At 34.3% G+C, this 13,377-nt stretch carries 15 protein-coding genes; 8 read left to right on the forward strand and 7 right to left on the reverse strand.

Translation table 11 applies throughout. The features are described from left to right. The first annotated feature begins 117 nt into the window (after window positions 1-117). From GON26_RS16790 to GON26_RS16820, 7 genes are read left to right on the forward strand one after another with little or no spacing between them, the layout of a single operon-like run. Complete coding sequence (locus tag GON26_RS16790) at window positions 118-1,476, forward strand: histidine kinase (protein WP_160375928.1); 1,359 nt, start codon at window positions 118-120, stop codon at window positions 1,474-1,476. A 2-nt stretch (window positions 1,477-1,478) separates the two neighbouring features. Continuing rightward, the gene (locus GON26_RS16795; protein WP_160375929.1) at window positions 1,479-1,781 is read left to right on the forward strand and encodes a 2TM domain-containing protein; all 303 of its coding nucleotides are present in this window, start codon (window positions 1,479-1,481) and stop codon (window positions 1,779-1,781) included. Between the two features lie 2 nt (window positions 1,782-1,783). Continuing rightward, window positions 1,784-2,089 carry a 2TM domain-containing protein gene (locus GON26_RS16800; RefSeq protein ID WP_160375930.1) on the forward strand — a complete coding sequence of 102 codons (306 nt, stop codon included), beginning with the start codon at window positions 1,784-1,786 and terminating at the stop codon, window positions 2,087-2,089. 16 nt (window positions 2,090-2,105) lie between these two features. Further along, the gene (locus GON26_RS16805) at window positions 2,106-2,462 is read left to right on the forward strand and encodes a 2TM domain-containing protein (RefSeq protein WP_230407957.1); all 357 of its coding nucleotides are present in this window, start codon (window positions 2,106-2,108) and stop codon (window positions 2,460-2,462) included. After that, window positions 2,453-2,770, forward strand: coding sequence for a 2TM domain-containing protein (locus GON26_RS16810; RefSeq protein WP_160375931.1), 318 nt, complete (start codon window positions 2,453-2,455; stop codon window positions 2,768-2,770). Before GON26_RS16805 ends, GON26_RS16810 begins: the two co-directional genes overlap by 10 nt. 15 nt (window positions 2,771-2,785) lie before the next feature. Further along, entirely contained in the window at window positions 2,786-3,151 is a 366-nt protein-coding gene (locus tag GON26_RS16815; RefSeq protein WP_160375932.1) for a 2TM domain-containing protein, read from the forward strand. A gap of 23 nt (window positions 3,152-3,174) precedes the next feature. Continuing rightward, window positions 3,175-3,942 carry a LytR/AlgR family response regulator transcription factor gene (locus GON26_RS16820; protein WP_160375933.1) on the forward strand — a complete coding sequence of 256 codons (768 nt, stop codon included), beginning with the start codon at window positions 3,175-3,177 and terminating at the stop codon, window positions 3,940-3,942. Here GON26_RS16820 and GON26_RS16825 read toward each other — a convergent pair. From GON26_RS16825 to GON26_RS16835, 3 genes are all read right to left on the reverse strand, one after another. Continuing rightward, window positions 3,923-4,948, reverse strand: coding sequence for a COX15/CtaA family protein (locus GON26_RS16825; protein ID WP_160375934.1), 1,026 nt, complete (start codon window positions 4,946-4,948; stop codon window positions 3,923-3,925). The two genes, GON26_RS16820 and GON26_RS16825, sit on opposite strands and share 20 nt — an antisense overlap. 328 nt (window positions 4,949-5,276) lie before the next feature. Continuing rightward, window positions 5,277-5,585: a hypothetical protein gene (locus tag GON26_RS16830; protein WP_160375935.1), complete on the reverse strand. Its 309-nt coding sequence runs from the start codon at window positions 5,583-5,585 to the stop codon at window positions 5,277-5,279. 36 nt (window positions 5,586-5,621) lie between these two features. Then, complete coding sequence (locus GON26_RS16835) at window positions 5,622-7,049, reverse strand: CCA tRNA nucleotidyltransferase (RefSeq protein WP_160375936.1); 1,428 nt, start codon at window positions 7,047-7,049, stop codon at window positions 5,622-5,624. Between the two features lie 330 nt (window positions 7,050-7,379). Between GON26_RS16835 and yaaA the strand changes: the two genes are divergently transcribed. After that, window positions 7,380-8,138, forward strand: coding sequence for a peroxide stress protein YaaA (gene yaaA, locus GON26_RS16840; RefSeq protein ID WP_160375937.1), 759 nt, complete (start codon window positions 7,380-7,382; stop codon window positions 8,136-8,138). Between the two features lie 254 nt (window positions 8,139-8,392). Here the strand turns inward: yaaA and GON26_RS16845 are convergent, their stop codons facing one another. From GON26_RS16845 to GON26_RS16860, 4 genes are read right to left on the reverse strand one after another with little or no spacing between them, the layout of a single operon-like run. Then, window positions 8,393-9,979 (reverse strand): MDR family MFS transporter, encoded by a 1,587-nt coding sequence (locus GON26_RS16845; RefSeq protein ID WP_160375938.1) that lies wholly within the window; start codon window positions 9,977-9,979, stop codon window positions 8,393-8,395. Between the two features lies 1 nt (window position 9,980). Then, a complete protein-coding gene (locus GON26_RS16850; protein ID WP_160375939.1) occupies window positions 9,981-11,060 on the reverse strand; it encodes an HlyD family secretion protein in 1,080 nt (359 codons plus the stop codon). A gap of 12 nt (window positions 11,061-11,072) precedes the next feature. Next, window positions 11,073-12,398 carry a TolC family protein gene (locus tag GON26_RS16855; protein ID WP_160375940.1) on the reverse strand — a complete coding sequence of 442 codons (1,326 nt, stop codon included), beginning with the start codon at window positions 12,396-12,398 and terminating at the stop codon, window positions 11,073-11,075. Continuing rightward, complete coding sequence (locus GON26_RS16860) at window positions 12,388-13,017, reverse strand: TetR/AcrR family transcriptional regulator (RefSeq protein WP_160375941.1); 630 nt, start codon at window positions 13,015-13,017, stop codon at window positions 12,388-12,390. The genes GON26_RS16855 and GON26_RS16860 overlap by 11 nt, the downstream gene beginning before the upstream one ends. Between the last annotated feature and the right edge of the window lie 360 nt (window positions 13,018-13,377).

Below are 13,377 nucleotides of genomic sequence, written 5' to 3' on the forward strand. Positions count from 1 at the left end.
TTAAAATCATAAAATCTATGATTTCTATGTGTTTAATTAAATTTTTATTAATTACACCCAACGGGTTGAATATATTTTATTCAGATATAAAAAAAATAAAAACAGCTTAAAGAGTATATGAAACAGCAAGGAAACACATTTTCTGATTTAAAAAACGGAACAATCGTTTGTTTCAAACTTTCTATGGTCTTTACAGTGATATTTTCAGCTTTTTTGGGAAGTGATTTTACTTTACGAAATGTGTTAATTACTTTTTTACTGAGCTGTTTGTATTCTTTTGGATTAGGATTCGGAAATGGTTTTCTGAATAATTTACTAGACAGACGCTGGGACTGGCTGGAACAAACCAATTTAAGGGTTTACTACGGAATTTTAGTAACGGTTTTGTACACGATTCCAGCCGTTTTGTTTATCAATTATATCATTTTTGTGGTTTTGCAAAAACTGCCTTTAGACCAGTTTTTTAATGATAGAATGATATGGGTACATCTTTTTTACATCATACTTTCTTTAGGAGTTTCGATTTTTATGCAAGCCAGAAGTTTTATGATCAAATGGAAACAGGCTTCAAAATTTGAAATTACCCAGCAAAAGATTATCGCAGGTACGGCAAATGCAAAATTCGAAAGCTTAAAAAATCAAATCGACCCGCATTTTCTTTTTAATAGTTTAAATGTATTAAGTTCTTTAATCGAAGAAAATCCCGATAATGCACAGCGATTTACGACTTCTTTGTCTAAAATTTACCGCTATGTTCTGGAACAAAAAGATAAAGAACTAGTGTCGGTCGAGGATGAATTGTCGTTTGCAAAGACGTACATGAATTTGCTGAAAATGCGATTCGAGAACAGTTTGTTTTACGAATTACCCACAACAAGTATTAATCCGGATGCCAAAGTAGTTCCGCTATCCTTACAGCTTTTACTGGAAAACACTGTAAAACACAATGTGGTAAGCGAACAAAAACCACTACATATCCGAATTTTTGTTGATGGAGATTATCTGGCCATTCAAAATGATTTTCAGAAAAAAGAAGTCCTGCAGGACAGGCAGGGTGTAGGATTGCAAAATATCGTAAACCGATACGGAATCGTAACAAACAGAAAAGTATTGATCGAACAAAACGAACAAAATTTTACCGTTAAAATTCCAATTTTAACCAAACAAATTACAGTTATGGAAACAAATGCAGATTATAATGATGAGAATAAAGCGTATTTCAGAGCTAAGAAAAGAGTAGAAGAGCTTAAAGGGTTTTACGGAAATATTATTTCGTATTGCTGTGTCATTCCGATTTTGGTTTTTATAAATCTAAGGTATTCACCAGGATTTCAATGGTTTTGGTTTTCAGCTTTAGGTTGGGGATTCGGAATTGTAATGCACGCTTTTAAAGTGTTTGGATACAGTTCAAACTGGGAAGAGCGTAAAATCAGAGAGATTTTAGAAAAAGAAAAACAACAGCAAAACTGGAGATAATCATGGAACCAGATTATAATGAAACAGAACGTTATCAGCAGGCCCGAAAAAAAGTAACGGAGATCAAAGAATTTTACCAGCATCTGACGGTTTTTATACTGGTAAGCATCATTTTAATTGTAATCAACCTGATGACTTCGCCAGGCTACTTATGGTTTGTGTGGTGCCTGATAGGCTGGGGAATGGGACTGGTTTTGCATGGATTGGCCGCTTTTAATTTACCTCCTTTTTTTGATAAAGAATGGGAAGCCAAGAAGATCAGAGAAATTTTAGAAAAAGACAATAACAAACAAACCTGGGAATAGTCATGGAAACAAATTATACAGAAGCAGAACGTTATTATCAGGCTCACAAAAGAGTAAAAGAAATCAAGGAATTTTATCAGCATCTCACCGTGTATTTACTTTGTAATCCTATCGTAATAATTGTAAACCTGATGACTTCGCCTGATTATTTATATTTTTGGTACTCATTACTGGGTTGGGGAGTTGCGGTTGTTTTACACGGATTGAAAGCCTTTGATCGTTTTCCTTTTTTTAGCAAACAATGGGAAGAACGTAAAATACAGGAATTCATTGACAAAGAAAAAGGAAGTAAAAAGGAATGGGAATAATTTAACAGCGAGTACAATGGAAGATTTTAAAGAAAGAATGCAGGATAAATATCCTCAGGAAGAAAGCCCTGAAGAGCAGGAACTAAAAAAAATAGTGACTAAAAAAGTGGTCAAACTAAAATCATTTTACACCCACGCCTTACTTTATGCTTTAGGAATTGTAGTGTATGTTCTAAAAGTATATTTTGGAGCGCCATTTAACTTTTTTCCCTTACAGTATATTAATGGTTTTGTAATGGCAATCTGGACCATAGCGTTTTTAGTTTCGGCAGTAGATTTGTTTGCTTCCTATAAAATTTTTGGAGAAGAATGGGAAGAACGAAAAATGAAAAGCATCTTAGATAAAAAAATAAAAAAACAAAAATGGGAGTAGCTATGGAAACCAATTATAATGAAGAGGATAAATATTACAGAGCAAAGAAAAAAGTCGAAAATATTAAAGGATTTTATGGAAATCTGGTTTCGTACATACTTGTAAATATATTTTTGATAGGTATAAATCTATATACTTCGCCAGATCATTTGTGGTTTTACTGGCCATTAATGTGGTGGGGTCTTGGAGTTGTTTTCCACGGAATGAAAGTGTTCGAAGTGTTCCCCGCTTTTGGGAAAGACTGGGAGGAAAAGAAAATCAAAGAATTCATGGAAAAAGAAAGAGACAGTAAAAATAAATGGCAATAATTTAAAACAAGTAAAATGGGACGTTTTAGAGAAAAAATGAATAATGAATTTTCGGAGGATATAATTACTGACGAAAACTACAAAATCGCCTATAAAAAAGTCAAAATTATAAAAGGATTTTACTCGCACCTCAAAGTGTATCTTATTGTAAATGTATTTATAATCATCTCGAACCTGAATAGGGATTTTATTGGAAACGGATTTCACGAAAGCGGATTGTTCGAATGGCATACCTATTCGACAGCATTATTCTGGGGATTTGGTTTGTTAGCGCATGGATTGATCGTTTTTAGCGGCGATTTATTTTTTAGCGATAAATGGCAGCAAAAAAAAGTACAGGAATTTATGGATAAAGAATCCGCTAATAATAAATGGGAATAATTTTAATTTTTGCATTGTAGTACATGACCACACTCATCATAGAAGACGAAAAACCAGCAGCAAGATTATTACAACGAAAACTCGAAAAATTAGATATTTCGGTTACAACCATGCTGCATTCTGTAGAAGAATCCATTCATTGGTTTTCGAACAACGAACATCCGGATTTGATTTTTTTAGACATTCAGTTATCAGATGGTTTGTCGTTTGAGATTTTTGAGAAAATAGATATTAAAAGCGCTATTATTTTTACTACGGCTTATGACGAATATGCTTTAAAAGCTTTTAAACTCAACAGTATCGATTATCTTTTAAAGCCTATTGACGAAGATGATTTAGAAGTGGCCGTTGCAAAGTTTAAAACGCGTTTACCAAAACTACAAACAGAAAACACCAACCTTCAGTTTGATTTTGAACAGATTCGCAGAATGCTTTCTAACCCATTTGAGAAGAATTTCAAAAAACGTTTCACGGTTAAAATCGGCCAGCATCTAAAAGTGATTACTACTGATGAAATCGAATGTTTTTTTAGTGAAAACAAAGGTACTTACATTCACACTTTCGATAATAGAAATTACTTAATCGACTCGACTTTAGAAATTTTAGAGCAAGAATTAGATATGAAAGATTTCTTTCGCGTAAGCAGGAAATTTATTGTTCCGCTTCAGGCAATAAAGGAAATTCAGGTGTACACCAATTCACGATTAAAAGTGATCTTGCCCACTTATAAAGAAGATGAGGTAATTGTAAGCCGCGAAAAAGTACAGGATTTTAAGAGTTGGCTGGGCTAGGTTTTTTGGATTCCAAAATCATGTAAAACTGAATTCCGAATAGGATAGAAGCCAATACCAAATGTATCGCCTGACTTCCAAAAGGAAAATCAAAATACGCCATCGCAATTCCTGAAATAATTTCAATTCCGATAATGCCCATTACCCAGTTTATTTTTGAAAACCCTAAATTGAATTTTCTGTTTTTGTTGAATAAATACACATTTACTAATAAAACTAAAATAGAAAAAGAGCGATGAATATAAAACGAAACCGAAGGATTTTGTAACCAAAGAATACTTGCCGTCACACCATTTTTGACCTGTTCATCAACTGCCTGACGCACTTGCGTACCAATCGCAACCTGTATTAAAGTAAGTAAAAGCGAAAACAAAAGCAGTTTTTTGAAAGTCGCATTATAGGTTACAACGGCTAATTTTGGTCTTGCCAGTTGAATAATGTACAGAATTACAGCAACAATGACCAAAGCCATTACCATGTGAATCGTAATTTTTATTGGGTTCAGTACTGAATAAACCACTTTGGCGCCCAACCATCCCTGAAAGCCCATCATAAAAACGACCAGCCAGGAAAGTAAGGTGATTTTTTTGTTTTCTTTCCAAAATTTGAATGAAGCGATTGCCATCACGAAACAGCCCAATCCAGCTAAAGCACCAACAAGGCGGTTGAGGTACTCTATCCAGGTGTGCAACGGATTGAAAATTGCGTAATCGTGTTTGGTATATTTTTCCCAATGCGAAGCATCAAAAGTACTTTGAGTGGTAAAATTGTCCTTCGCAACTAAAAGTGTTTCCTCTTTTATGATAACTTGTCCTTTTTCGAAAGTACGATTGGGTTCCCAGGTCAGTTCTTTTAAATCTGTGGGCGGAATGTAATATCCAAAACATTTTGGCCAGTCCGGACAGCCCATTCCAGAGCCAGTCATACGAACCAAAGCTCCTGCAACAATTACTAAATAAACTAAAACTAATGCTGTTTTTGCGATTGTAGGGAAATGTTTTTTCATTCTTTTTTTAGTTACTAAGAATCTAAGTTATTCAGTTTCTAAGTTTTTATTTTATTGGAAAATTATCAGGATTTTGTCTCGTGTCCCAAATGTCAAGGACAACAATTTCAGTTGGTGTTATTTTATAAATTAGTTCAAAATGGCTGGCAATTTTTAGTCGAATATGTCGAACTTCAGATTTAATAGCGCTTTCAGGAAACTCTGCAACTTGTTTTAAAGATTGCTGAAATAAAGCATTTAGTTTTCTACTGTAAACTGTCGATTTGTTTCTTTTGTTCCAATTATAAAAAAATAGCGTATTTTGATTCTTTAGCAAAAGATGTCCATATTATTTTTCTTGCTCCTGGAACCATTTTTCTAATTCAATTTGTGCTTCTTCATTTGAAATACAGTCTCCGTTTTCATATTGTTTTAGTACAATGTTTATTTTTTCTTGTTCTGCTTCAGAAAAAACTCTTATGTCTTTATTTGCCAATTTTTGATATTCTAAAGCAGGTTCATTAACCAAATGACTTCTTACATCTGTTTCTGGATAGTTTTTCTCTATTAATAGCGTATTGATTTTTAATAACAAATCGATGTCATTACTATCAATTATAGCTTTTATCAATTCTATTTTTAAGTCAGAAGTATTCATAACTGTTTTTTTATAAAGTTAAAGAAAATAACGAAACTAAACTTTCTTTAGACCCAACTTCTCAGCTCGTTTTAATATAAAATCATAAGCAGCCTGATATTCATTCGGTATATCACCTTCCAGAATAGCTTCTTTTACCGCTTCTTTCAGCACTCCAATTTCGCGCGATGGTTGTAGATTAAAGATTTCCATAATTTCTTCACCCGAAATAGGCGGTTGAAAATTGCGAACATGATCACGTTCTTCAACTTCAACAATTTTCTTTCGAACAATATCAAAGTTTTTATGGTACTTCTTAAATTTTGCTGGATTTTTGGTGGTAATATCAGCTTCGCAAAGTGTCATTAAATCTTCAACATCTTCGCCAGCATCAAAAACCAAACGACGAACAGCACTGTCGGTCACAATATCCTGCGCCAAAACAATCGGGCGGGAACTCATAACAACCATTTTTTGCACAAATTTCATTTTGTGATTCAACGGCATGTGCAGGCGTTCGAAGATTTTCTTCGCCATTTTTCCGCCTAAAAATTCATGTCCGTGAAACGTCCAGCCTTGTTTTTTATTGAAACGTTTGGTGGGTGCTTTCCCGATATCGTGTAACAATGCAGACCAGCGTAACCATACATCGTCTGTATTTGGGGAAATATTATCGACCACTTCAAGCGTGTGATAAAAATTGTTTTTATGGGTATGGCCTTCAATCTCTTCTACCTGATTCAACGCCGTTAATTCGGGTAAAATAAGATCTAAAAGTCCTGTTTTGTATAAAAGTAAAAATCCGATGGAAGGCTTGTCTGTAGAAAGAATTTTATTCAATTCATCTACAATTCTTTCTCCGGATATAATTTTAATTCTTTCAGCATTTTGAGCGATGGCATCAAGCGAATTTTCTTCAATTTCAAAACCTAATTGATTGGCAAAACGAATGGCACGCAGCATTCGCAACGGATCATCAGAATACGTAATATTTGGATCTAATGGTGTTTTGATGGTTTTGTTTTCTAAATCAGCCAAACCGTCAAAAGGGTCAGAAAGATTTCCAAAGGTTGCTGCGTTTAATGATAACGCCAAAGCATTAATCGTAAAATCACGACGATTTTGGTCGTCTTCAAGCGTTCCGTTTTCTACAATTGGGTTGCGGCTTTCAAAATTATAGGATTCTTTTCGGGCACCAACAAACTCAATATCAGTATCTTCAAAACGAAGCATAGCCGTACCGTAAGTTTTAAAAACCTGAACTTTTGGTTTTTTTGGAAGTAATTCAGATACTTTCAAAGCCAATTCGATTCCGCTGCCAACAGCAACCACATCAATGTCTTTTTTTGATCCCCGATTTAAAAGTAAATCACGAACAAAGCCGCCAATTACGTAACTGTCAACGTTTAGTTCCTGAGATGCCTGCGAAATAATTCCGAAGATTTTATGTTGTAAAGCTGTTTTATAGTTTGTTTGTATAGCCACGAATTCACTAATTTTAAAATAATAGTTTCCTTTTCGAAGAAGTTGAAACGTGTGCAAATTTACAACATAGAAAACGCCTTTTATAATCTATAGCTCACTTTTTTAAAGAAATCCAAAATTTTGAGTATTGAATTTTATTAAAGTTGAAAAAGACAACCACAAATTGCACAAATTTCCACAAATTATATTAAAATTTAAAAAATAGAAATTTGCGAAAATTTGTGCAATTTGTGGTAAAAAAAACATTTATAACACTATCAAACAAATCAATACGCATTGCTGTTTTTTATAATTTCAATTTGTATTTTTGAATCACTTAAAAATGCACAAATGAAAATCGTTATATCGCCAGCTAAGTCTTTAAATTTCGAAAAAGAATTACCAACTTCTCAATATACAGAACCTTCTTTTCTAAAGGAAGCGCGTCAGGTTCATAAAATTTTAAAAACTAAAAAACCTGCTGATTTAGGTGAATTAATGTCGATTTCTGAAAAATTAGCAGAGCTGAACTGGCAAAGAAACCAGGATTGGAAAACTCCCTTTACTTCAGAAAATGCACGACCGGCCGTTTATACTTTTGATGGCGATGTATATGCAGGTTTAGATGCTTACACAATTCCGTTAGAAAAATTGGATGTCCTTCAAAGTAAACTTCGAATTTTATCCGGACTTTATGGCGTTTTGAAACCCCTTGATTTGATGCAGGCATATCGTTTAGAAATGGGCACTAAATTGCCTGTAGGTGATTATAAAAACCTGCACGAATTCTGGAAACCAACGGTTACTAAAGCCCTAAATAAAGAACTCATAAAAGGAGAGTTATTTGTGAATTTGGCTAGTAATGAATATTTTTCGGCAGTAGATGTTAAGGCTTTAAAAGTTCCTGTAATTACGCCAGATTTTAAAGATTACAAAGACGGAAAATTGAAGATGATTAGTTTTTTCGCTAAAAAAGCGAGAGGTATGATGGTGCGTTACATTATCGATACAAATGCGGAAACTATTGATGACTTAAAAGGTTTCAATTACGAAGGATATCAGTTTGATGCGAATCTTTCAAAAGGAAATCATTTGGTTTTTACGAGATAGGTTTTTTTGGAGGTTCTGAGTTGCAGAGGTTCTAAGGTTCTGAGGTTTTTAAAAATTTCAAATTCTCTTCAAAATAAAAAACCCGACTAAAGTTCCTAAAAACTCGTCGGGTTAAAAAAAATATAATTTAAACTTGCGAAGCAATTTAAATTAGAGAAATCTAAAATCTAAAATCTAAAATCTAAAATCTAAAATCTAAAATCTAAAATCTAAAATCTAAAATCTAATCCCGATAGCTATCGGGACTAAAATCTCTAGTGCATCGCATCGGCTGGATTAATTTTGTTTTTTCCTTTTTTGATGAAAAAGATAATCGGAATACAGCATAAAAACATAATTCCTAAGTACATAAAGATATCAATATACGACATTACGGTACTTTGTTTCAGAATGCCATAATCTATTGCCTGATAGGCTTTTTTTAGCGCAACATCGGCACTATAACCTTTAGACATGAATGCTCTCTGCATTCCTAAAATACGTTGCTGAACGTCGTAATCTGCCGGGTCTAATTTTGTTAATAGGTTCACTCTGTGTTCCTGACTTAAACGGGTGATAAAAGTGGTAATGATCGCAATACCAAATGATCCACCTAACTGTCTCATCATTCCTGTAAAAGCAGCTCCTTCACCAATATGTTTTCCTTTTAAAGTCGAAAGAGAAAGTGTCGTTATCGGTACAAAAAGCAATCCTAAACCAACTCCTCTCAAAATCAAAGGCCAATACATGTGTTCTACACCGGTGTCAGGTGTCATACGGGTTTGCATCATAAAGGTAAAGAAAAAGAATACTAAGAAGCCAACTCCTACCATGTAACCTTGTGGAACTCCTTTTTGAATCATATTTCCCACAAAAGGCATCATTATCGCCGTAGTAATAGAACCCGGAATCAATAATAAACCTGCATCTGTAGCAGTCCATCCTAAAATAGCTTGTGTATAAATCGGAATAATTAAGGTAGATCCATACAAACCGAAACCTAGAATAAAACACATGATAGTTCCTATTCGAAGATTTCCATCTTTTAGAACGCTTAAATTTACAATTGGATACTTATAGGTCAGTTCTCGCCAAATAAAAAGTATTAATCCAAGAACGGTTACAACACTTAAAGTAACAATGGTCATATCATTAAACCAATCGTCCTGCTGGCCGTGTTCTAATACAAATTGTAAAGAACCAATAAAGGCTGCCAGTAGAAAAATTCCCCACCAATCTACCTGATTGGCTTTTAGTTTTTCGCCGTATTTTGGACTTCTAACGAAAGTTATCGCCAAAATAGTTGCAATAATCCCTAATGGAATATTAATGTAAAAAATATAAGGCCATGAGTAATTATCTACCAAATATCCTCCTAATGGCGGACCAAGAGTAGGACCCACAATTACACCCATTCCGTAAATTGCCTGCGCCATTCCGCGTTTTGCAACCGGATAACTTTCGGTGATAATGGTTTGTGCTGTTACTAATAAAGCACCACCACCCATTCCCTGAACGAACCTAAAAGCAACCAACTCCCAAATATTACTGGCATTTCCGCATAAAAAAGAGCAGACCGTAAATAATATTATGGACGCCACAAAGTAATTTCGTCTCCCGAACTGTTGCGATAGCCAACTCGTCATCGGAATTACAATTACGTTTGCAATGGCATAAGCGGTAATTACCCAGGCCACATCGGTCAGGGTTGCACCAAGGCTGCCTCGCATGTCTGTTAGTGCTACGTTTACAATCGTGGTATCTACAATTTCCAGCAAGGCACAAAGTACTGCTGTTATGGTGATGATAACACGTCTGAAACCGTATTCTACTAAATCGTCGTCTGCTTGTACTGCTGTCATTTTATTTTAAATGTACGTCAACATCCACATTCATTCCCGGACGTAATAATTTTACTTTTTCTGGATCGTTTGAAGGATCTAAACTAATTTTTACTGGTAATCTCTGAATCGTTTTCACGAAGTTTCCTGTTGCGTTATCTGGAGGTAATAATGAAAAACGAGAACCTGTTGCTGGTGAGAATGAAGAAACGATTCCTTTAAACTCATAGTTTGGATACGCATCAACTTTCAAGCTTACTTTTTGCCCCACAATCATTTTGTTTAATTGTGTTTCTTTAAAGTTAGCCACAACCCAGGCCTCATTATTGTTGATGATATAAAACAACGATTGTCCTGGCTGTACCAGTTGTCCTGGCTGGATATCTACTTTAGAAACCTGTCCGTCAATAGCAGCAGTAACTACAGTATAAGTAAGGTTCAGTTTAGCAACTTCTAACATTGTTTTAGCTCTTTTAATATTAGCTGCAGCAACTTGTGTTTGCTTATCCGAAGCTTTAGATTTTGATTCAATAACCGATTTTTGGAAAGAACTTGCTCTTTGTTGTTGTTCTAAAACACGAACCTGACTTTCAGCTTCTTCTTTTGCAGCCAAAGCTTTCTCGTATTGCTGTTTAGTAATAGTATGTGTTTTATACAAATTATTATAACGGTTATAGTCGCTGGTAATTTGCTTCAATCTGATTTTTGCACTTTCGATAGAACCACTTGCTGATCTCATATTGGCATCTGATACCGATACGCTGGCATAAGCACTTCCAATATCTGCTTTTGCAGCTTCATATTGACTTTCAGCTCCTAATAAAGCGGCTGTTGCTTCGTCAATTTTCAATTGATAATCTCTTTTGTCAATCGTAAACAAAGTATCTCCTTTTTTTACAAAATCATTATCTTTTACATATACATTATTGATATATCCAGAAACTCTCGGAATAATTGGATTCATCTTTTTCTCTATCTGAGCATCATCAGTTTCTTCGTGAGCAAGTGAGTGCATGTATTTGGTTACGCCGTAAATTCCACCTCCTAAAATCAAAACGGTAAGTATGATGATGAATTTTATATTAGTTTTTTTCTTTTCCATGAGAGCTATCGATTATATTTTAGAAAGATTGAATGATTGTGATAATTGTCCTGATACGGATAATAATTCGTAATATTTTTGGATAATAGTAGATTTAGAAACGGCTTTGTTGATTTGAGCACTTAGTTGGTCAACATCAGCTTCCAGCAAATCATTAGTATCTGCTAAATCATTATCGTACTTGTCTTTTACAAGTCTAAAGTTTTCAGAAGCCTGTTCAACTGCTTCTTCATAAACCACACTCTGATTGATGGCTAAATGATAATCTTCAATAGCTTTCTGAACTTCAACTTTTATCCTGTCGGTCATAATAGCTTCAGAAGTTTTGGCTTCTAATGCTTTACTTTCAGCAGCTTTCACGTTGGCACTGTTTTTTAGAATTCCAGATAAATCATAAGAAATTCCAACGCCAAAGTTCATGGCATATTTTACCGTAATAATGTCTTTTAGGTCTAATGCTGTGTAACCACCCAATAAGGCAATGGATGGATAATAAGCCGCTTTTGCAATTTTGATGTTAGCTTCAGAAGCTTTTCCCTGAAGTCTGATAGCTTCTAAATCTTTTCGGTTATCTAATGCTGCCTGCTCAGACATTGGGGCATTATCTGTCTTTAAATTAAAGAAATCACTTTCGTTGATTTCCAATTTGGTAGTAGTAGGTAATTTAAGTAAAGTCGTAAGATAAAAATTAACGATATTCAAATTGTTATTGGCTTCGTCAATTGATAATTGCACTTTAGAAACCTGTAATTGCGCTTTCAATAAATCGTTACGCGGAATAATTCCGTTTTTTTCCAATTCGGTAAAATCCGTCACACGTTGTTTGGCTCTTTTCTGATTTTCATTCAAAAGATCCAGTGTTTTCTGTGCTTTGTATAAGTTCGTGTAATACGTAATAACACGCATAGCAACATCTTCTTTTGTTTTTTCAGAATAAGCACTTTCCGCCTGATACAAATTGTCGTATAAATTAATGCTGTTCTGAATTTTAAAACCTGCAAAAATAGGTAAGCTTATTGTAGCTTGCCCAAACATAACTTGTTCAGGAGCTGGCATTGGTTCAGCACTGGCTTCGTCAGCAGTATGCATGTCAACAGAAGCTTTTGTTAATCGTTGGTATTGCCCAGAAAGCTTAAAATCAGGATACTGATTGTTTTTTACCGAACGTAATTCGTATTTTTTTGAGTTTACCTTAGTATCAGCAAGCGAAACTTCGTTGCTTTTTGTCCAGGCCAGTTTCACGGCTTCGTCTAAGGTTAAACTTGTTTTTTCTTGTGCTTCTATTGATGAAATTCCGATAAAGAAAATCCCAAAGAGCATTAGCTGATTAATTTTCATAAACAAGTAGCGCTTTTATAGTTTGTTGAATGTGCTTCGTAAGACTGGTTTTTATATAATCGTTGTACAACGATTCGGTTTTTAGGTTGAGTAATTCCTCAAAGAAAGGTTTATTCATGTGAAAGTGAAAGAACGTTCCCATAATCGTTGGTGTAATCAGCGGTATAATAACATCTTTTCTAAAAACTCCTTTTGACTGACCTTCCTGAACGATTGTTTCCAGAGATTTTAAATTCCCTCTTTTAAGTTCAGTAAAAGCAAATAAGTTTTTTTCTCTTTTTTTAGAAGTAAGTTCAAAATGTAAAATCCTGTAAATTCCTCTGTTTGAGTTTATTCTGTTGATATAAATTTCGATTAATTTATTGACTTTATCAAGAGGTTCAAGGTTTTCCTCTAATAAATTTTCGAGTTGTAATTTTAAATCAGAAGTTCTGTAAAGTATCAACGATTCGAGCAATCGCTCTTTCGACCCAAAATAATAAGAAACCATGGCAATATTTATTTTTGCCTGTTTCGAAATATCCCGAATCGAAGTCCCTTCAAATCCTTTCTCAGAAAAAAGCCTTTCTGCAACTTCCAGAATCTGAATTTTTTTGTCGTTTAATTCCCCTTTTGACATGGTAGTGTTTCTAATCGGGTACAAAATTAAACACTTGTTTAATTTAAACACTTGTTTAATTTTGTTTTAACAAAATATTAACATAAGTATTTGTTAGGTTTTAAGGGAATATTTAGGTTTTGGTGTTAAAGAAAAAAAGCCGAATTAATACTTTTTAATATTAATTCAGCTTTTAATTTTTCGCATTCTTGTCATTCCGCTTTCTATAATATAGCAAAATCTTTTTTCAGGAGCTAATCCCGCTATCCGTTTCAATCTTTTGTGGCGAACCCCGCCACAAAAGGATTTCCACTTCTATCGGGGCTAGGGCATCCGTTTTCAAGAAGAATGTTTTCGTTTATTTTGTCATTCTATGAAAAG

It is taken from the genome of Flavobacterium hydrocarbonoxydans (assembly GCF_009789235.1).
GTDB classification, from domain to species: domain Bacteria; phylum Bacteroidota; class Bacteroidia; order Flavobacteriales; family Flavobacteriaceae; genus Flavobacterium; species Flavobacterium hydrocarbonoxydans.

What these genes read in the sequence shown, in the direction of transcription:
- GON26_RS16790 (WP_160375928.1), top strand. Translation starts at nt 118, where the DNA reads ATGAAACAGCAAGGAAACACATTTTCTGATTTAAAAAACGGAACAATC.
- GON26_RS16795 (WP_160375929.1), top strand. Translation starts at nt 1,479, where the DNA reads ATGGAACCAGATTATAATGAAACAGAACGTTATCAGCAGGCCCGAAAA.
- GON26_RS16800 (WP_160375930.1), top strand. Translation starts at nt 1,784, where the DNA reads ATGGAAACAAATTATACAGAAGCAGAACGTTATTATCAGGCTCACAAA.
- GON26_RS16805 (WP_230407957.1), top strand. Translation starts at nt 2,106, where the DNA reads ATGGAAGATTTTAAAGAAAGAATGCAGGATAAATATCCTCAGGAAGAA.
- GON26_RS16810 (WP_160375931.1), top strand. Translation starts at nt 2,453, where the DNA reads ATGGGAGTAGCTATGGAAACCAATTATAATGAAGAGGATAAATATTAC.
- GON26_RS16815 (WP_160375932.1), top strand. Translation starts at nt 2,786, where the DNA reads ATGGGACGTTTTAGAGAAAAAATGAATAATGAATTTTCGGAGGATATA.
- GON26_RS16820 (WP_160375933.1), top strand. Translation starts at nt 3,175, where the DNA reads ATGACCACACTCATCATAGAAGACGAAAAACCAGCAGCAAGATTATTA.
- GON26_RS16825 (WP_160375934.1), bottom strand. Translation starts at nt 4,948, where the DNA reads ATGAAAAAACATTTCCCTACAATCGCAAAAACAGCATTAGTTTTAGTT.
- GON26_RS16830 (WP_160375935.1), bottom strand. Translation starts at nt 5,585, where the DNA reads ATGAATACTTCTGACTTAAAAATAGAATTGATAAAAGCTATAATTGAT.
- yaaA (WP_160375937.1), top strand. Translation starts at nt 7,380, where the DNA reads ATGAAAATCGTTATATCGCCAGCTAAGTCTTTAAATTTCGAAAAAGAA.
- GON26_RS16845 (WP_160375938.1), bottom strand. Translation starts at nt 9,979, where the DNA reads ATGACAGCAGTACAAGCAGACGACGATTTAGTAGAATACGGTTTCAGA.
- GON26_RS16850 (WP_160375939.1), bottom strand. Translation starts at nt 11,060, where the DNA reads ATGGAAAAGAAAAAAACTAATATAAAATTCATCATCATACTTACCGTT.
- GON26_RS16855 (WP_160375940.1), bottom strand. Translation starts at nt 12,398, where the DNA reads ATGAAAATTAATCAGCTAATGCTCTTTGGGATTTTCTTTATCGGAATT.
- GON26_RS16860 (WP_160375941.1), bottom strand. Translation starts at nt 13,017, where the DNA reads ATGTCAAAAGGGGAATTAAACGACAAAAAAATTCAGATTCTGGAAGTT.